The organism is Peloplasma aerotolerans (assembly GCF_030012175.1).
GTDB classification, from domain to species: Bacteria; Bacillota_I; Bacilli_A; order Acholeplasmatales; family Acholeplasmataceae; genus Peloplasma; species Peloplasma aerotolerans.
Genome location: NZ_JASCXW010000001.1, coordinates 16,593 through 36,216 on the forward strand (window position 1 = coordinate 16,593; position 19,624 = coordinate 36,216).

The 19,624-nt window shown below is 32.8% G+C and carries 17 protein-coding genes and 2 other annotated features; all 17 genes read left to right on the forward strand.

All coding sequences use genetic code 11. The annotated features are described in order from the left end of the window. Positions 1 to 46: 46 nt before the first annotated feature. The 17 genes from yihA (at position 47) to QJ521_RS00140 (ending at position 19,595) form a co-directional block, all read left to right on the forward strand. Positions 47 to 622: a ribosome biogenesis GTP-binding protein YihA/YsxC gene (gene yihA / locus QJ521_RS00060; RefSeq protein WP_282838319.1), complete on the forward strand. Its 576-nt coding sequence runs from the start codon at positions 47 to 49 to the stop codon at positions 620 to 622. A gap of 245 nt (positions 623 to 867) precedes the next feature. After that, complete coding sequence (locus QJ521_RS00065; RefSeq protein WP_282838320.1) at positions 868 to 1,575, forward strand: hypothetical protein; 708 nt, start codon at positions 868 to 870, stop codon at positions 1,573 to 1,575. A 105-nt stretch (positions 1,576 to 1,680) separates the two neighbouring features. Further along, positions 1,681 to 2,127, forward strand: a complete 447-nt coding sequence (locus tag QJ521_RS00070; RefSeq protein WP_282838321.1) for a putative immunity protein — start codon at positions 1,681 to 1,683, stop codon at positions 2,125 to 2,127. Between the two features lie 45 nt (positions 2,128 to 2,172). Next, positions 2,173 to 2,386, forward strand: a binding site (T-box leader). 36 nt (positions 2,387 to 2,422) lie between these two features. Next, positions 2,423 to 2,989, forward strand: a complete 567-nt coding sequence (locus tag QJ521_RS00075) for a GNAT family N-acetyltransferase (RefSeq protein ID WP_282838323.1) — start codon at positions 2,423 to 2,425, stop codon at positions 2,987 to 2,989. Further along, entirely contained in the window at positions 2,958 to 5,531 is a 2,574-nt protein-coding gene (locus QJ521_RS00080; protein WP_282838324.1) for a valine--tRNA ligase, read from the forward strand. The genes QJ521_RS00075 and QJ521_RS00080 overlap by 32 nt, the downstream gene beginning before the upstream one ends. Further along, entirely contained in the window at positions 5,524 to 6,756 is a 1,233-nt protein-coding gene (locus QJ521_RS00085) for a bifunctional folylpolyglutamate synthase/dihydrofolate synthase (RefSeq protein WP_282838325.1), read from the forward strand. Before QJ521_RS00080 ends, QJ521_RS00085 begins: the two co-directional genes overlap by 8 nt. A gap of 149 nt (positions 6,757 to 6,905) precedes the next feature. After that, a complete protein-coding gene (locus QJ521_RS00090) occupies positions 6,906 to 8,159 on the forward strand; it encodes an AAA family ATPase (protein WP_282838326.1) in 1,254 nt (417 codons plus the stop codon). Positions 8,160 to 8,165: 6 nt separating this feature from the next. Continuing rightward, positions 8,166 to 8,714 carry a hypothetical protein gene (locus tag QJ521_RS00095; protein WP_282838328.1) on the forward strand — a complete coding sequence of 183 codons (549 nt, stop codon included), beginning with the start codon at positions 8,166 to 8,168 and terminating at the stop codon, positions 8,712 to 8,714. 51 nt (positions 8,715 to 8,765) lie between these two features. Continuing rightward, positions 8,766 to 9,013: a binding site (T-box leader), on the forward strand. A gap of 74 nt (positions 9,014 to 9,087) precedes the next feature. After that, positions 9,088 to 10,263, forward strand: a complete 1,176-nt coding sequence (gene trpB, locus QJ521_RS00100; protein WP_282838330.1) for a tryptophan synthase subunit beta — start codon at positions 9,088 to 9,090, stop codon at positions 10,261 to 10,263. A 63-nt stretch (positions 10,264 to 10,326) separates the two neighbouring features. Then, the gene (locus tag QJ521_RS00105) at positions 10,327 to 11,037 is read left to right on the forward strand and encodes a YwaF family protein (RefSeq protein ID WP_282838331.1); all 711 of its coding nucleotides are present in this window, start codon (positions 10,327 to 10,329) and stop codon (positions 11,035 to 11,037) included. Positions 11,038 to 11,161: 124 nt separating this feature from the next. After that, positions 11,162 to 12,295, forward strand: coding sequence for an IMP dehydrogenase (gene guaB, locus QJ521_RS00110; protein WP_282838332.1), 1,134 nt, complete (start codon positions 11,162 to 11,164; stop codon positions 12,293 to 12,295). Beyond that, on the forward strand, positions 12,288 to 13,814 hold the full coding sequence (guaA, locus tag QJ521_RS00115) for a glutamine-hydrolyzing GMP synthase (protein WP_282838333.1): 1,527 nt from the start codon (positions 12,288 to 12,290) through the stop codon (positions 13,812 to 13,814). Before guaB ends, guaA begins: the two co-directional genes overlap by 8 nt. A 57-nt stretch (positions 13,815 to 13,871) precedes the next feature. Beyond that, the gene (gene radC / locus QJ521_RS00120) at positions 13,872 to 14,555 is read left to right on the forward strand and encodes a RadC family protein (protein WP_282838334.1); all 684 of its coding nucleotides are present in this window, start codon (positions 13,872 to 13,874) and stop codon (positions 14,553 to 14,555) included. A 57-nt stretch (positions 14,556 to 14,612) separates the two neighbouring features. Then, entirely contained in the window at positions 14,613 to 15,548 is a 936-nt protein-coding gene (locus QJ521_RS00125) for a DUF697 domain-containing protein (protein ID WP_282838335.1), read from the forward strand. Between the two features lie 152 nt (positions 15,549 to 15,700). Continuing rightward, positions 15,701 to 16,846, forward strand: a complete 1,146-nt coding sequence (locus QJ521_RS00130; protein ID WP_282838336.1) for a BMP family ABC transporter substrate-binding protein — start codon at positions 15,701 to 15,703, stop codon at positions 16,844 to 16,846. A 78-nt stretch (positions 16,847 to 16,924) separates the two neighbouring features. After that, positions 16,925 to 18,448, forward strand: coding sequence for an ABC transporter ATP-binding protein (locus tag QJ521_RS00135; RefSeq protein ID WP_282838337.1), 1,524 nt, complete (start codon positions 16,925 to 16,927; stop codon positions 18,446 to 18,448). Beyond that, entirely contained in the window at positions 18,441 to 19,595 is a 1,155-nt protein-coding gene (locus QJ521_RS00140; RefSeq protein ID WP_282838338.1) for an ABC transporter permease, read from the forward strand. The genes QJ521_RS00135 and QJ521_RS00140 overlap by 8 nt, the downstream gene beginning before the upstream one ends. Positions 19,596 to 19,624 lie beyond the last annotated feature (29 nt).

Sequence of the window (19,624 nt, forward strand, 5' to 3'; positions counted from 1 at the left end):
TAAAGTAGTCTTCGGACTACTTTTTTCTTAGAAAAGGAATGATGATATGATTAAACAAGCTGAATATATTAAAAGTATCGTAGATTTGAAGGATGAACCAGAACAATTACCTCAAATTTTATTGTTAGGCAGAAGCAATGTTGGTAAATCAACATTTATTAATACATTAACGAATCGAAAGAATTTAGCAAGAACATCGAATACACCAGGTAAGACAATTGCCTTGAATTTTTATTTAATCGATGAGTCTTTTTATTTTGTTGACGCACCTGGCTACGGCTATGCAAAGCGCTCAAAAAGTCAAAAAGATGAGTTTGTTATTATGCTTGAGAACTTTTTGATATACTCGAAAAATTTGGTAGCTGTCTGTTTATTGATAGATTTTAAGGTAGGACCTACGGTTGATGATATTGAAACTTATGAATTCCTGAAGAATTTAGGTAAAGATATTATTATAGTAGCAACTAAAAAAGATAAGATTCAAAAAACAAAACAACAAAAACAGGAACAAGATATAAAGAAAAGATTAGGAAACCCTGGTACTTTTTACGCTTATTCAAGTGTGACGAAACAAAATATCGATCAAATTGAAGCAGAGTTTAGAAGTAGAATCAAATTATAGAAATATTAATGATGCAAGGTTGTATATGTTGTATCATTTAACATTTTTTATAATCATAATATCAAAGAGATAGTATAAAATTTGAAACAAACCAAATTCAGCATAAAACTATTTATTTAGCATAACTAAAGGAGATTGTTATGTTTTTTCCATATTCTTTTATGTGTAAAGTCAAGCTATTTTTTAATCAAATTGATTACGACTATTCAAAACAAGTTACTCTTCATGACCTATATGATTCAACTGTGAATACATTAGTAAAATTAAAATATATCACTGATATCAATCTGGTCATAAATGATTATAAATATATCATAAAAAAAATCCGTAGAATAAATCGTGTATTAAAAAACAATCGAGAGAAATTCAATTTGATTGAAACCAATGAAACGCAAACTTTATTTGAAAGATTTGACAGTAAAGAAAACATAGTAGTAACTAATATTTTGAACAAAAATATTAAAAAATTCAGTTTTTTTGAAGCAAACGAATATAATATGACTGACAAATTTGATTTCATATTTTCTAAAAAGAGATACTATGTGTATAGCGACTATGAGTATTTTGGAACATTTAGAAAAGGTAAATATATAATACATGATATTAATAAAAACTGTATTTTTAAAATACGGATCAAAAAACATATGAGTGATAACTCACTAAAACTAGAAAATTTGATTAATAATGAATATTCACTTAAAGAAAAAAATGATTTCATTGATCTATATGACAAAACATTTGATGACAAAGATGAATTTGCAACCATTCAATGTGATATTTTAAAAGAAAAGTTATATCATAAAATTTCAGCATCATTGTGGTTGTATGATAATAATTACTACGAAATCTCAATGTTGTTAACCCTAGGAATATGTTTACTCTACATTGATTACTTCAAGACTTTAGATATGAAAATCAAAATGATAATGGCTACAGCAATTTCAAATAATTAACTTAGAAATCTTCACAAGGGAAGTCAAGAGTCAAAAGCAATCTGAAATTATGAGCTTATTGACTCTAACTAAAATCACAAATCGAAAAGTAAAAGTGGGATAATTATGAAAAATTCAAATAACCACGACTTAAATAAACAAATGGAAGAACTCATCAAAAATATTGATCATAAGACTTGTATAACGTGGGCAGCACTTTGTGCTAACCATGTTCTTTTCTATTTCACTCAAGCTTATCCAGATGATAAAAGACCTGAAGAAGCTATCTTAGCTGCAAATCATTTTGTCGCTAATGAAATAAAAGTACCCGAAGCAAGAGATAAAGCATTTGCAGCACATGCAGCAGCAAGATCATCATCAAATCCTTCCGCAACTTTCGCAGCTAGGGCTTGTGGACATGCTGCAGCAACATCTCATGTCAAAACACATGCCATCAATGCTGCTAAATATGCCCTTAGGGCAGTTGCTGCAACCAAAGACTCAGTCTTACTCCTTGAAGAACTTAAATGGCAACTAGAAACCATAAACGAACTTAAAAACAGTACTCAATAATTGCTCTATACCTTTACTTTATCCTTTTATTATGATAAAATACCTTCAGTAGCAATGAAGAGGAAGAGTAATAACTCGCTTGATTTAAGAGACAGATTGGTTGGTGAAAAATCTGATAAGCCGTTATGAAGGTAGCCTTGGAGCTGATGTTCTGAAACTTTTAGTAGGTTCATCCGTATATCTGCGTTAAAGACAATGAAGTGCTAAAATGAATTTTTTTTTAGAACTAAGGTGGTACCGCGAACTTTTCGTCCTTAGAATTATCTAAGGGCTTTTTATTTTGTTTGAGGTGTCTATGAAAACATTAGTATCGAAAAGATTAATTTTAAGAGATTTAAATATAAACGATTTAGTTCCGTTTTATTCATATGCTAGAAAGCCTAATATTGGCCCTAACGCTGGATGGAAACCACATACCTCTATTGAAGAATCAAGTAAGATCTTAAAGATGATGATTTCAGATAAAGAAGTCTGGGGTATCGAATTAAAATCTACAAATCAATTGATAGGAACCATCGGTTTACATGTTAGAAACTTTGATAATGCAGTTAATAATGTTAAAGAAGTTGGATATGTCTTAGATGATGCTTATTGGGGTCAAGGTTTAATGGTAGAAGCTGTCAATGCAGTTTTGGACTACGCTTTTATCAATCAGGAACTAGATGCCGTCTTTTGCGGACATGCTAAACATAATATACAATCCAAACGTGTGATTGAAAAAACAAATTTTTTATATACACATACTGAACCAAGAGACCATTTTGATGGAACAAAAGTAGACATCATGATGTATGAATTAAAAAGATTAGATTATTTAGGAGGAAAAGTTAATGACAAATCTAAAAACGAAATACGACTTTAAAGAAGTTGAAGAAGGTCGTTACCAAATATGGTTAAAAAACAATTACTTTAAAACTGGTGACAAGAGTAAAAAACCTTTTACTGTTGTGATACCACCACCCAATGTAACCGGTAAGCTACATTTAGGGCATGCATGGGATAATACGCTTCAAGATATTATTATCAGAAGAAAAAGAATGATGGGATATGATGCTTTATACCTACCTGGTAAAGACCATGCAGGGATTGCTACGCAAGCAAAGGTTGATGAACGTTTGCGCGCTCAAGGTATTTCTCGTTATGACTTAGGTAGAGAAGGCTTTCTTAAACAAGCTTGGGCTTGGAAAGATGAATATGCAAATCATATTAATGATCAATGGGCTGCATTAGGTAATTCATTAGATTATTCTAAAGAAAGATTTACTTTAGATGATGACTTAAATAAAGCGGTCAACCATGTTTTTTTAAAGATGTATGAAAAAGGTTATATTTATCGTGGACACCGTATTATTAACTGGGATGTTGAAGCGAAGACTGCTTTATCAAATATCGAAGTAGAACATGAAGAAACACAAGGGAAGTTATACTACTTTAGATATCCATTCGTTGATGGTTCTGGATTTTTAGTTATCGCGACAACGCGTCCTGAAACGATGTTTGCTGATCAAGCTTTAATGATTCATCCAGAAGATCAACGTTATGCACAAATGATTGCTAAAAAGGTATACATTCCAGGAACAAAAAGAGAAATACCAGTTATTTTAGATAGTTATGTTGATATGAGTTTTGGTACTGGTGTTGTTAAAGTTACACCTGCACATGATGCAAATGACTTTGAGGTTGCTAAACGCCACCGCTTAGCAATGCCTTTATGTATGCATGAAGACGGCACAATGAATGAGCTAGCTCATCAATATGAAGGTTTAGATCGCTTTGAGTGTAGACATCAACTCGTTCAAGACTTAACGGTGATGAATCTTGTTGATAAAATTGAAGATTATACTAATAATTTAGGATATAGTGAACGAACAGGTGTTGTAGTAGAACCAAGATTATCACTTCAATGGTTTGTAAAAATGGATCAAATCGCTAAAGAAGCTTTAGAGAAGTCTAAATCGAAGTTTATTCCATCAAGATTTAAAAAGATTTTTGCAAATTGGATGACAGATACACAAGATTGGTGTATTTCTAGACAGTTATGGTGGGGTCACCGCATACCTGCATGGTATAAAGGAGATCAAGTTAAGGTTCAAATTGAATCACCTGGTGAAGGATGGCTTCAAGATGATGATGTATTAGATACTTGGTTTTCATCAGCCTTATGGCCATTTAGTACCTTAGGATGGCCAAAGGAAACAGAAGACTTTAAGCGTTACTATCCAACGGATGTTATGGTTACAGGATATGATATTATCTTTTTCTGGGTTGCTAGAATGATTTTCCAAGGTCTAGAGTTTACTGGAAAAGATCCTTTTGATAAAGTTCTTATTCACGGATTAATCCGTGATAAAGAAGGTAGAAAAATGAGTAAGTCTTTAGGTAATGGTGTTGACCCTATGGACGTGATAGCTGAGTATGGTGTTGATGCATTAAGATACTTTTTAACAACTAATTCTGCACCTGGTGCAGATCTAAGATATGAAGAAGAAAAAGTTGAATCAAGTTGGAACTTTATCAATAAGCTTTGGAACATTACCCGTTTTATCACGATGAATATTGATGATATTCATGTAAAAATGGAAGATGATTTAGCACTTCATGATCGTTGGATACTATCTAGATTATCTGAAGTCATTACTGAAGCAGATTATAATTATGAGAAATTTGAGTTTGGTGAAGCATCACGCACTTTATATAATTTCATTTGGGAAGAGTTTGCGAATTGGTATGTTGAATTCGCTAAATTAAGCCTTCAAAATGAAAAAACTAGAAAAAATACACAAGCTATTTTATTATATGTCTTAAAAGCTGTCTTAAAGATGATGCATCCATTTATTCCATTTGTTACCGATAAGTTATTCTTAGAAATAAGTGATGAACCATCAATTATGATCAGTGATTGGCCAAAAGCTGGTTTACTAGATAAAGCATCGATTGAATATTTTAAAGAGTTGATGGATACGATTGTTAAGGTTAGAAACTTAAGAAGTGAAAATAATGTTGTTCCATCAAAACCGCTTGATATTCATTTGGTTATCGAAGATCCTAAATATTTTGAGATCCTAAGCGAAGAAGGTGAATACTTTAAAAAATTCTTAAATGCTGAACATTTAGTGATTGAAAAGGAACTATCAAGTCAAAAAGAAACGATCCTACTTGTTGGTTCAAAAGTTTTGACTTATGTTGATAAATCTGGGATTATAGACCCTGAAAAGGAAAAAGAAGCTTTATTGAAACAAAAAGTAACTTTAGAAAATGAAATTAAGCGAAGCGAAGCTTTATTAAGCAATCAAGCATTTATCTCTAAAGCACTTAAGCAAAAGCTTGATTTGGAAAAAGAGAAGTTTAAAGATTATCAAAAACAATATGAAATCGTGGTAGAAAAATTAAAATCTTATGTATAAAGATCTCAAAGAAGCAATCCATTGGATTGAAACACAACTAAAATTTAGACCCAAAGAAAATTTGAGTCGGATGCATGAAGCTTATAAACTTTTAGGTGTTGATTTATCAAACATCAAAAAGATTCATGTCGCTGGAACAAACGGAAAAGGATCTGTTTGTGCATATATCTCAAATATCTTAATTGAAGCAGGATATAAGGTGGGTACATTTACCTCACCTTATTTGCTGCGTTTTAATGAGCGTATACGTTATCAATTTCAAGATATTGAAGATGATGAATTATTAGAACTTATCAATATCATTTATGAATTTAATCAAACGTTTGAAAAAACATTTGGTGAGAATTTATCATTTTTTGAGTTAATCACCTTAATGAGTTTCTTATATTTTAAAAATAAAGAAGTTGATGTTATGGTTGTCGAAGTTGGATTAGGTGGATTATTAGATTCAACCAACGTCTTATATTATGATGCATCGCTCATAACATCAATAGGATTTGATCACATGAAACAATTAGGCAATACAAAAGAAAGCATTGCTTATAATAAGTTAGGTATTTTAAAAGAAGGGAATCATCTACTGACAACGGTCAGTAAAGATATGTATCCCTATTTCAAAGATTATATTAAAAAAGCCAATGTAACCTCATCATTTTATTCAACAGATGATATCAAGCGTATTAACCATCGTCCTTTAATATTTGGAGCTTTTAGTGAAATTTATGAACTACCTTTACTTGGTGATTATCAGCTATTAAACGCTTTATTATCTATTAAAACGATTCATTTTCTTTTTCCTGAAATCAATCAAAATGTCATTCAAAAGGGACTTTTAAAAACCAAATGGGCAGGACGATTTGAAGAAATTGCTCATCATGTCTTTATTGATGGTGCGCATAACACACACGCAATAGAAGCGCTTAAGCAAACCGTTGAATCTTCATTTAAAAACTATAAAGTTTGGGTTTTATTTAGTGCCCTAGGCGATAAAGATGTTTCAGGTATGCTTGAGATTATCAAATCATTTGCAAGTCGTTTGATACTGACTCAATTTCCGGATCCAAGATTTTTAGGATTAAAAGAGTTTTTGGATGATGATAGTGAATGGGCAGATAATGCTAAGCAAGCTATTTTATCTTTAAAAGAAGAGGTAGATGATCAAACCATTTTAATCATTACCGGATCACTACACTTTATTGGTTATATTAAATCAACTATACATTAATACATTTATTGGTTCACTTCTATCAAACCAAACACCGTCAAACATAATTTCGGTGTTTTATTGTTGCATTATTACGATATGATGGTATAATATGCATATATATACAGATTTTGCGTATTTTTGCGAATTTTATAATTGGGGTGTGAGTTATGGAAAATTATACAAATCTACTATTTGTGGAGATTAAGGGATTGTCCTCTTATAAGGATGATGTTTTTACTTTTGATTTTTTGAATAAAAAGAATGCTACATTTAATGATGGTGAATTAAAGACAATTATTAACAATATATATGTTCCTACAGTCATAGGTATAATAGGTAGTAATGCTTCAGGAAAAACCACAGCAATTAACATTCTAAAATGGATAGTTGATCTCTATATCAATGGTAAAGATGTCCTTCAGAGGATTAAAGATATCACCTCTACTAATTCAACACTTTATGTAGATGTGATCTTGGCAAGACATGAAATATTTAATCATGTCGCGAACTACAAAACTACGATTAAACACGATGAAGATGGTTTATACATCAAAGATGAAGCTGTATATTTTAAAGATTTAAGTTCTAGATTTACACGTCACTCAATTCTTGATTTTGACGAATCTTACGGTACAAAATTTAATCGTGATATATTCAAAAAGCTGAAACTAGATGGTAAAACCATAACCGACGAAAACATACTAAAATCTATGGTTTTGCAAAAAACTGAAAGCATAGCCAGACGATTTTCAAGTCCAGATAATATTGCATCACATTTTATAACTGCACTTAACAAAGATAAGTTACCATCATTTGATACAATCTCTAACAAACTGATTCAATACTTGGATCAATCCATTAAAAACATTGAACTCATAGACACGGGAAACCCTAAATTGGATGGTTCTATTTATAAAGCAACTTTTGTTGATGGAAGAGAATATATTGATACTGCACAAAATTTGTCGAGAATCCTATCATCTGGAACAAATCGAGGAATTCGTCTATTTATGGCAGCAGAACAAACTTTAAAAACTGGTGGTTATCTCTTTGTTGATGAAATAGAAGTCAGTTTTCATAAAACTCTTGTTATAGATTTAATTAAACTTTTCTATTCAAGACAAACAAATCCCTTTGGTTCAACATTAGTTCTTACGACTCACTACACCGAAATCATTGACTCCATAAGGAGAACAGATTCTATTTATTTATGTAATAAGTGTGAAAAAGGGAAACTAGAATTAAACTCATATTCTAAATATATAACTAGAAATGACATAAAGAAAAGCGATCCATATCTTGCAAATTTGATAGAAGTACCAACCACACCAAGTTATGAAAAGTTCATGTTATACCGTAATACTTTAATACAAGAATTAACTCGTGACAAAGATAATCGTGTTGATTCTACTCAACGGTAAATATTTATGAAGGAAATTATAGCTTGCATATGTGAAGGAAGTGCAGAAACAGCAATCATAGAGATTTTACTTGATCATGAATTCTTAATATTTAATCGAGATCAATTACTTGATAACGAAATTTTGTCTCAAACATATCGTAATCCAAAAAACTTTAGAAGGGACTACTTAATTAGACAATTTGAAGAAGACGATGAACTAAAAGTCTATTTAATAGTTGATAGAGTAACCTCATTTAAAATTAAAGAGCAAATAAGTATCAAGATGACAGTTGAACAGATAATAACAAAACCAGAAATAGAAATTCTTTATATTATCTCAGTTGAAAAGTATAACGAATATACTACAAAGTATAGTTCAAAAATGACACCAAACGAATATATTAAGCGAATACTAAAAATAAAAGATATCAAGAAGTACGATTTTGTTAAGATGCATTCTAGTGATATAGACTTTTTGATAAAAACAATCATTAAGTATCACAGTTACAAAAAAAGCAAGAATAAAGATTTACTGACTCTAATAAGAGCAGAAAAAATAAAGGGTGTCAGATAATAAATTATCGTTAATTTGTTGACATCCTAATAAAAACGTGTATAATCAAAGTTAAATTCAATGATAAAGAAGAGTACTCTTGAAAAAAGTAGTTAGCGAACTCGTGATGGTGAAAGACGAGTCTACAACATTTCTTGACGAATGGTCTTTTGAGAAGCAAGGTGAACTATAGTAGCCTTTGCCGTATGCCTACGTTATCGGGCAAAAATATAAAAGTCTTAAATGATGGAGTATTTTGTTAAAGAAGAAATTCTTATTTCTTAAAAATTGGGTGGCACCACGAGCGATTCGTCCCATGTAGGCAATCGCTTTTTTTGTTATTCAAAATTAAGATAGACAATTTACATCCCAAGACTAGAAAAGGGGTAGTAAAATGGAATTCGGTAAGTTTGGTGGACAATTTGTCCCAGGGCCAATTTTAGTGGCTGTTAAAGAAGTAGAGGATGCTTATAACAAGTATAAGGATGATCCAGAGTTTTTAGAGGAGTTTGCGTTTTACTTGAAAGAATATGCGAATAGACCATCTTTGTTATATGAAGCAAAAAATATGACAAAAAACCTTGGTGGTGCGAAAATATTCCTAAAAAGAGAAGATTTAAACCACACAGGAGCGCATAAGATTAATAATGTCTTAGGGCAAGCTTTGCTTGCAAAACGCATGGGTAAGACGAAATTAATCGCAGAAACAGGTGCGGGACAACATGGCGTAGCTACCGCTACAGCTGCTGCATTATTTGGCATGGATTGTGAGATTCATATGGGTGCTGTTGATGTAATCAAGCAAAGTTTAAATGTTTATCGTATGGAACTTTTAGGTGCGAAAGTCGTTGCTGTTGAAGCAGGACTAAAGACATTAAAAGAAGCTGTTGATAGTGCTTTAATGAAATGGAGTACTGAATTAGATAAAACATTTTATTTAATTGGTTCAGTTGTTGGTCCACATCCTTATCCAACGATGGTTAGAAACTTCCAAAAAGTGATAGGTAAAGAAATTAAGGAACAGTTAGCACAAAAAGAAAAAAGACTTCCTGATTATGTCATTGCATGTGCTGGTGGAGGATCAAATGCAATGGGTGCATTTTATGAATTTATTGAAGACAAGCATGTTAAGCTTGTTGGCGTAGAAGCTGCAGGTAAAGGATTGAATACGAAAGAACATGCAGCAACCATGACATTGGGTCAAGATGGTGTCATCCATGGGATGAACACCAGAGTGCTCTTAGAAGATAATGGTGATATTTCTCCAGTGCATTCCATATCAGCGGGACTTGATTATCCGGGTATAGGACCAGAACATGCTTACTTACAAGAGATTAAACGTGTCAAATATGTTAGTGCAACTGACGAAGAAGCAGTTCTAGCTTTTGAGTATTTATCAAAAGTTGAAGGGATTATTCCAGCAATTGAAAGTGCACATGCAGTTGCATATGCGATGAAGTTAGCACCAACATTAAGTCAAGATCAAGTGATTGTTATTAATTTATCAGGTCGTGGTGATAAAGATGTTAGACAAATCGCACGTTATCGAAATCGAAAATTAATAGATTAAAAAAGATACTTCACAGTTATAATATAGTTAATTAAGCCAAATCCTAAATTGTGAGGTAGTTCTATGTTCTTTTTTGATCCTAACCTTGAAACATTTGAAATGTTTACGATGGCACATTTAATACCCTGGTTGATTGTTTTTATAGTTATTGCTTTCATGGTTGTTTTTAAAGATAGAATATCGACTAAACTTGATCTTTATTTAAGAAGATCAACAGCTATATTGATGATTTTCTTAGAATGGATGTTTTACTATTGGGTGTTTTCAACAGGTACACCTGATTTAACATTACTACCTTTAGGTGTTTGTGCATTATCGATGTATATCACATCTTATGCGTTGTGGACAAAAAATGAGAAAGTATTTCAACTCATCTTTCCTTGGGCAATCAGTGGTGCATTAATATCTTTAGTGGTTGCTAATATGTCTTTTTCATTTCCACACTTTAGATATATTCATTACTTTGGAAATCATGGTTTGTTTATGCTTGGCAATTTATATTTACTGATTGTTTGTAAATTCAGTTTTAATTATAAGCATTTACTTAAATCGAGTTTGGTGTTATTCATTTATGTTGTGATCATATATCCAATCAATTTTGTATTAGATACAAATCACTTATTTTTAAGAGAAGTTCCTCATGAAGCTGCACCATTATACTCATTTTTAGGAACTTTTTGGGTTTTAGGCTTTATTTTTTCAATCTTCATGTTATTCCATGTCGTTTATCTCCCAGTATTTTTTTACAACAAAAAACGACAGTTCAATCCATAATTTTTTAGGAACCGGTGGAGTTTTCATCGGTTTTTATTTATTAAATAATAAAAATATCGATTTTGTCTTTCAATCAATTGTAAAAACTGGTAAACTAAAGAAAACTTATAAGGGGTATAGGTCTATGATGAATGGTAAAGTAACGAAAGAAGCATTTACGTTTGATGATTTATTATTGGTCCCAGCTTTTTCAAAAGTGGTTCCTGTAGATGTCAAAGTCAATACAAAGTTGACGAAAAAGATTGAGTTAAACATTCCTATTTTATCGGCAGCAATGGATACTGTTACTGAAGATGAGATGGCGATTGCTTTAGCAAAAATAGGTGGAATGGGTATTATCCATAAGAACCTAAGCATCCAAGAGCAAACTGATATGGTTAAAAAAGTAAAATCAACACCTCTTGATGTATCTGATAAAGATGCTTGCGTTGATTTGAATAAGAAGCTAAGAGTTGGTGCTGCAGTTGGTGTCTCTAAAGATACGATGGACCGCGTCAAAGCTTTGGTTTCTGCAAATGTTGATATCATTGCTGTTGATAGTGCACATGGCCATTCAAAAGGCGTTATCGAAACCGTTAAACAAATTCATGCCCTTTATCCAGATTTAGATATTATCGGTGGTAATGTTGTTACTGCACAAGCAGCAATCGATTTGATTTATGCAGGTGCTTCAGCTATAAAAGTTGGGGTTGGTCCTGGATCGATTTGTACAACTCGCGTTGTTTCAGGTGTCGGAGTTCCACAATTAACCGCGATTAATGATGTTTATCAAGTAACTAGACAATATGAAATCGGTATTATTGCTGATGGCGGAATTAAGTTATCAGGTGATATTCCAAAAGCCTTAGCGGCTGGTGCTGATTGTGTGATGTTAGGTGGATTACTCGCCGGAACAAAAGAAACCCCTGGTGATGTTTTTGTTGTTGATGGAAAAGAAGTTAAAAGTTATGTTGGTATGGGCTCATTAACAGCCATGAAAAAAGGGTCAAGTGACCGTTATTTTCAAGGTGGTGTTCAAGAACTTAAAAAACTAGTCCCTGAAGGCATTGAAGCAACCGTCAGTTATAAAGGACCTATTTGTGATGTCATTCATCAAATGGTTGGTGGATTACGTTCTGGTATGGGATATTGTGGTTGCGAAACAATTACTGAAATGAAAGATAAAGCTCAATTTGTAAAAATAAGTAATGCTGGATTAAAAGAATCACATCCGCATGATGTAGATAATATCAAGGAGGCTCCAAATTATCATGAATGATTATATTGTCGTTTTAGATTATGGGAGCCAGTATAACCAATTAATCGTCAGAAGAATTAGAGATTTAGGCGTTTACGCTGAACTCGTTCATCCTGATGATTTCTTTTCGTGTGATTTACCTCAAGTTAAAGGGGTTATATTATCTGGTGGACCGAATTCTGTTTATGATGAAAATGCACCTAAGCTAGAAACTAAATTACTAGACTTAAAGATACCTATATTAGGAATATGCTATGGGATGCAATTACTTGTTCATACTTTAGGTGGTGTTGTTGAATCCAACGACTTAAGAGAGTATGGAAACACGGAACTCAATATTACAAAAGATAATCCCTTAACGAAAGGGTTAGCATTTTCATTTAATGTCTGGATGAGTCATGGTGATGTTGTTAAAACATTACCGAAAGGTTTTATATCAGTTGCTTCATCAAAGACGACAGATCATGCGATGATGATGCATGAAACTCAACCAATATATGGGATACAATTCCATCCTGAAGTTAGAAATACAGTACATGGTATCGAAATTTTAGATCACTTTGTTAAAGATATATGCAAAATGGATAAAAACTGGTCGATACCAGCTTTTATCGAACAAAAGACATTAGAAATAAGAGAATTGGTTAAAGATGGTCATGTGATTTGCGCATTATCTGGTGGTGTTGATTCATCGGTTGTTACTGCTTTATTAGCTCATATCTTAAAAGATCAGTTTACACCTATTTTTGTTGATCACGGACTCTTAAGGAAAGATGAAGCACTAGATGTTCAAAATACGTTTAAAAGAGATTTTGAAACGAATTTGATTACCGTTGATGCTAAAGATCGCTTTTTCGCAAAACTGAAAGGTATCTCTGACCCTGAGCAAAAAAGAAAAATCATCGGTAATGAGTTTATCAAAGTCTTTGAAGAACAAATCAAAAACTTTAAAGATGCTAAATATCTTGCTCAAGGTACACTATATACAGATGTCATAGAATCAGGAACGAAAACCGCACAAACCATTAAGTCCCATCATAATGTCGGTGGCCTACCTAAAAATATGAAACTCATTTTAATAGAACCTTTAAACACCTTATTTAAAGACGAAGTCAGAGATTTAGGCATTCGCCTAGGATTACCTGAGTCGATTGTTAACCGTCAACCTTTTCCAGGTCCTGGTCTAGCCATTCGTATCTTAGGTGATATTACACCTGATAAGATAAGAATCGTTCAAGAAAGTGATTTTATATTAAGAGAAGAAATTAAAAATCATGGTCTTGATAAATCAATTTGGCAATATTTTACTGTCTTAACACCTTTAAAGACTGTTGGTGTGATGGGTGATAATAGGACATATGATTATGTCTTAGTCATTCGCGCAGTAACATCTATTGATGGTATGACTGCTGACTTTGCACAAATACCTTATGAAACCTTGCAAAAGATATCTAATCGAATGACCAATGAGGTAAAAGGGATCAATCGAGTTGTCTATGATATTACCTCAAAACCTCCAGGAACGATTGAATGGGAATGAAATTAAAGTAAAAATCAAACATCTCTTCTATATTTAGATATAAGGAGGTGTTTTTTAATGTATTTAGTTAAAGAAATGCCAAAAGAAGAACGACCAAGAGAACGTTTATTAGCCTATGGAGCAAACGCACTATCGAATGAAGAGTTACTTGCTATATTACTTAGAACAGGCAGAAAAGATTTATCGGTTTTAGAATTATCAAAAAATGTTTTATATCATTTAGAGTCTTTAGAAGATTTAAAAAGAATGACAGTGCAAGAACTCTTGCAAGTCAAAGGAATTAAAGAAGCTAAAGCAACAACTATTATTGCAGCTATTGAATTAGGTAAAAGGTTATCCAATCTTAATCGTGAAAAAAAATCTTTAATTCAGTCACCTTATGATGTTTATATGCTCTTACATCACGAGTTATCTCACTTAGAACAAGAACACTTTATTTGTATCTACTTAAATACAAAAAGTGAAGTGATTAAAAAAGATACTATCTTCATAGGAACGATAAATCAAACTTTAATCCATCCAAGAGAAATATATAAACATGCAATTAAACTATCAGCTGCTGCTGTACTATTTGTTCATAATCACCCATCAGGTGACTCAACACCAAGTAAGGCCGATATTAAAGCAACAACTTCCTTAATGGAAGCAAGTACCATTATGGGTATTGACTTAATCGATCATATTATTATCGGTCATCATGAGTACTATAGTTTGAAAGAACAAAAGAAAACAAAAATATAATCACATCATATCGATTATTGCTTTATCATGCTATAATCAAAATAAGGAAGTGATGATATGAAGAAAAAAGACAATACCAAATTGTTCTGGTATGCGATAGCTTTAGGATTTATCCTACTGTTTGTCTTAATTTTATTAAGTAGTATATTAGATGTAGGAGATCGCTTAAGAACGATTCATCCATATGTTGAATATGGTTTTTATGGTTTGTCTGCATTACTTGTCTATGCCCTCATCTTAAGACCTGTGCATATCATTTTGTTTTCTCCAGCATTTTCAGTTGAGACAACACTTGATGAAGCATCAAGAAAAAACTATTTGGTTTATAAAAGGGTTGCTAAAAGATTAATGGCATTTGAAGATTTACCTGAAGCAGAAAGTGAAAGTTTAAAAAATGCAATGGGTAATGCACAAGAATTAAGAGAAGCATTAAATCATACCTTTACAAAGCATATAAAAAAGAAGATGAACAAAGTCATTAAGAAAAATGCTAAAACAGTAATGATCTCAACCGCGATTTCACAAAACGGAAAATTAGATTTTTATACAGTGGTTGTCGTTAACTTAAAAATGATTAAAGAATTAGTTGTCATGTGTGGCTTTAGGCCATCTTATAAAAATCTTTCTAGACTTACGGTCAATGTTTTTACAACAGCATTGATTGCTGAAGGATTAGAAAATATGGACATTAATGAGATTTTACCAACATCAACCATTAATACATTAGGTGACATCCCATTCATTAGACCAATGCTTTCGTCAGTAACTCAAGGTATATCGAATGCGCTATTAACATTAAGAATTGGTATTGTTACTCGTAAATTCTTATTTAGTGATGCAAAAGAGATTACGAAAGAAGAAATAAGAAGAGGTGCTTTATTTGAAGCAGCTAAAATGCTTCCTTCAGTTTTGGCAGATGCTTTTATGATTTTACCAAAAAGAATTGCAAACCTGTTTAAAAAACCACCAAAAGAAAGTTTTGAAGAACTCTAAAATCAAGAAGATGCTTTTCGCATCTTTTTTTTAACTTCAAAACGGCAAATATTGGTTCTAACACTTGCAATATGCATCATTTTTGAGTAAACTATAACTGTTAAGTTCGGAAATCATATTTTTGATTTCAAAAAAAAATAGAGGAGAAAAAAATGAAGAAGATTTTAGGTTTATTTTTGATGGTCGTTGCTGTATTTACTTTAGCAGCATGCGGACCAAGAGTATATCAAATTGCTATGATTACAGACTCTGGTGATATTGATGACCGTTCATTCAACCAAGGTACTTGGGAAGGTATTGTTGACTTTGCTCAAGAAAACAATATTACTTACAAGTACTACAAGCCAACTGCAGTTACTTTAGATGCATATATTGCAGCTATTGACTTAGCAGTTAAAGGTGGAGCTGAAATTGTTGTAACACCTGGTTTCTTATTTGAAAACAGTGTACACAAAGCTCAAACAGAGTACCCTGATGTTAAATTTGTTATTCTAGACGGTTCACCACATAATGTGGCTGACTGGGGAACTATGGAAACTTATGATGGAGAAGACATAGATTTTACTGTTGCATCAAACACATTATCTATATTCTTCCAAGAAGAACAATCAGGATTCCTTGCTGGTTATGCTTCAGTCAGAGAAGGTCATAGAACATTAGGTTTCATGGGTGGTATGGCAGTTCCTGCAGTTGTACGTTTTGGTGCAGGTTATGTAGCTGGTGCTTATTACGCAGCTGAAGAACTTGGATTAACAACAGCTCAAATGCAATTCCCAGCAAACCGTTATGTCTACTTAAATTCATTTGCTCAAGACGATGCATGGGTTACTCAAGCAACTTCTTGGTATAATGCAGGCGTTGATATTATTCATGCTGCTGCTGGTGGTGCTGGTATTTCAGTTATGACTGCTGCAGAAAATACAAACAAATGGATGGTTGGTGTTGACGTTGACCAATCTAATATTAACGACAAAGTTTTAACATCAGCAATGAAAGGTTTAGCAGTTGCTGTTCAAGAAGCATTAGATGATTTCTTTAATGCAACATTTAATGGCGGAAGAAGTATTACTTTAGGTGCTGCAGAAGATGCAGTTGGTCTACCTACAGCTACTGAATCTTGGAGATTTTCTAACTTTACAGTCGCACAATATCAAGTTATTTTTGATGCTGTTGCTGACGGTGATGTAGTTGTTCCAGCGGATCGTGCTGCAATGGATGCATTCTTAGATGATTTATATCCAGACTTTGATTTTACAGCTATCTTAAACGCAATCTTTGGTGTTCCTGAAGCTGAATAATCGATGATAGAAAAAATTTAATTTGGAATAATGGGGAAAGTCTTCTTTCCCCATTTTCTAAAAATAGGGGTGATTTTTTTGACTTATAAAATTGAAATGAAAAACATCACAAAACGATTTGGAACACTTGTAGCAAATGATGATATAACACTACAAGTTAAACCAGGTGAGATTCATGCATTATTAGGAGAAAATGGTGCAGGAAAATCAACGCTGATGTCCATCTTGTTTGGGTTATATGTGCCTGATGAAGGTGATATTTTTATTGATGGAAAAAAAGTAGACATTCATTCGCCTAATGATGCAAATAAACTTAATATAGGTATGGTTCATCAACATTTTAAACTTGTTGAGCCTTTTTCTGTTTTAGACAATATTGTATTAGGTTCTGAAGATAGTCATCATGGTTTTATGACCTATGAAAAATCTATTGAAAAAATATTGAATATCATAGCTACATATAATCTCAAAGTTGATATTGATGCAATCATCAGTGAAATCACTGTTGGTCAACAACAAAGAGTTGAGATCTTAAAGATGCTTTATCGAGATAGCGAAATAATGATTTTTGATGAGCCAACTGCTGTATTAACACCTCAAGAGATTAAAGAGTTAATGCAGATTATGAAAAACTTTGCTAAAGAAGGCAAAACCATTATTTTAATTACACATAAACTAAATGAGATTAAAGCTGTGGCTGATCGTTGTACCATTTTAAGAAGAGGTAAATGTGTTGGTACTGTGGATGTTGCAAAAACCTCTACCGATCAACTTGCTGAAATGATGGTTGGACGTGAAGTTAGTTTTACGGTTGATAAAAAAGATATAAAACCTGGAAAAAGTGTTTTTGAAGTTAAAAACTTATCAATTCAAGGACGCGGAAGAAATTCTGTAACTGATGTGAGTTTTAACGTGCATCAACATGAGATCTTAGGCATAGCGGGTATTGATGGTAATGGGCAAACAGAGCTTGTTCAAGCCATTACTGGATTAATTCCTGCAATTCAAGGCGAGGTTGAAATCAATGGCAAACCTGTTACAAAAATGACGATTAGAGAAAAATATGAACATGGAATGTCTCATATTCCTGAAGATCGTCATAAACATGCAGTTGTCCTTGATTTTGATTTACAAAGTAACTTAGTCATTCAAAATTATTATAGAAGTCCATTTCAAAAAACAAAATTGCTTCAGTTTGATGCAATCAAAACTCATGCTGAAGAACTTATAGAAAAATTTGATATTAGATCTGAAAAAGGTGCGAAAACGACTGTTAGATCGATGTCAGGTGGAAATCAACAAAAAGCGATCTTAGGTCGTGAGATTTCAAGAGCACATGATATTTTAATAGCAGTACAACCAACAAGAGGTTTAGATGTTGGTGCGATTGAATATATCCATAGTCAATTACTAGAAGAGCGAAGAAAAGGCAAAGCTGTTTTACTCGTATCACTTGAAATAGAGGAGATTATGAATTTATCAGATCGAATTCTTGTGATGTATGAAGGTGAAATGGTTGGCGAGTTTGATCCTAAGAAAGTAACGATTAATGAGTTAGGATTATACATGTCAGGTGCAAAACGAGGTGCAAAAAATGAATAATCAAAATCAAAAAGAAGTAAGCAAATTCAAAAAACATTTCACTTCATTTTTCCGAGTCATTAAACCTTCATTAATCTCGATTGGAACCGGACTATTTATTGGATTAATTATTATGATTATCTTTGACCCACGTGATGCTTTTCCCGCATTATTTACCTTAATAGGCGGTGGCTTTATTGGAGGCATCAAAGGTGTTGGTGATATGCTTGAAATGGCAGCACCAATTATGTTAGCAGGTTTAGCTGTAGCATTTGCATTTAAAACAGGATTATTTAACATCGGTGCTTCAGGACAAATGATGATGGGTGCACTCGCATCGTTATTTGTAGGGATATTGGTCCAACTTCCACCATTTCAACACTTAATGCTCGCATTATTTGTTGGGATTGTAGCTGGTGCAATATGGGGATTTATCCCTGGTATATTAAAAGCTACTAGGCATGTAAATGAAGTTGTCGCATCTATTATGATGAACTATATTGCTTTATATATTTTTACAACCTTAGTAACAACTTACTTATCACAAGGTACAGGCTCAAATTCAACATCTAGACCTGTTCAAATATCTGCAGCTCTACCAAGATTATCGACACTCTTTCCGGGATCTACAGCAAATATTGGGATCTTTATTGCTATTGGTGTGATTATTATTGCGCATATTATTATTCATAAAACGACTTTAGGTTTTTCACTAAGAGCTTCTGGATTTAGTTTTGAAGGAAGTCGTTACGCAGGGATGAACACTAAAGCTAATATTGTCATCGCGATGACTTTATCTGGTCTGTTTGCAGGACTGGGTGGTTCGATTTTATACTTAGTAAGAGGAAAGACAATTGCTGACTTCCATATCTTTACTGAAGGTTTTGATGGGATTTCAGTTGCCTTATTAGGCTTAGGAGAACCTATTGGTGCATTGTTTGCTGGTTTATTTTTAGCAAATATTCGTATGGGTGGTTTTTATATGCAACTCTATTCTTATTCTAGAGAGCTTATTGATATGATTGTTGCAATCATTATTTACTCGATTGCAATTACTGCAGCAATCCAAATGTTGCTCAAACGCTTTGGATATACCGTAAAAACATTCGTTTCTCAAAAGATTTTGAGAAGACCAGCTCCGAGTGGAGGTGACAACGATGAAGTATAAATCACTCATTAAGTGGGGTATAATCATTG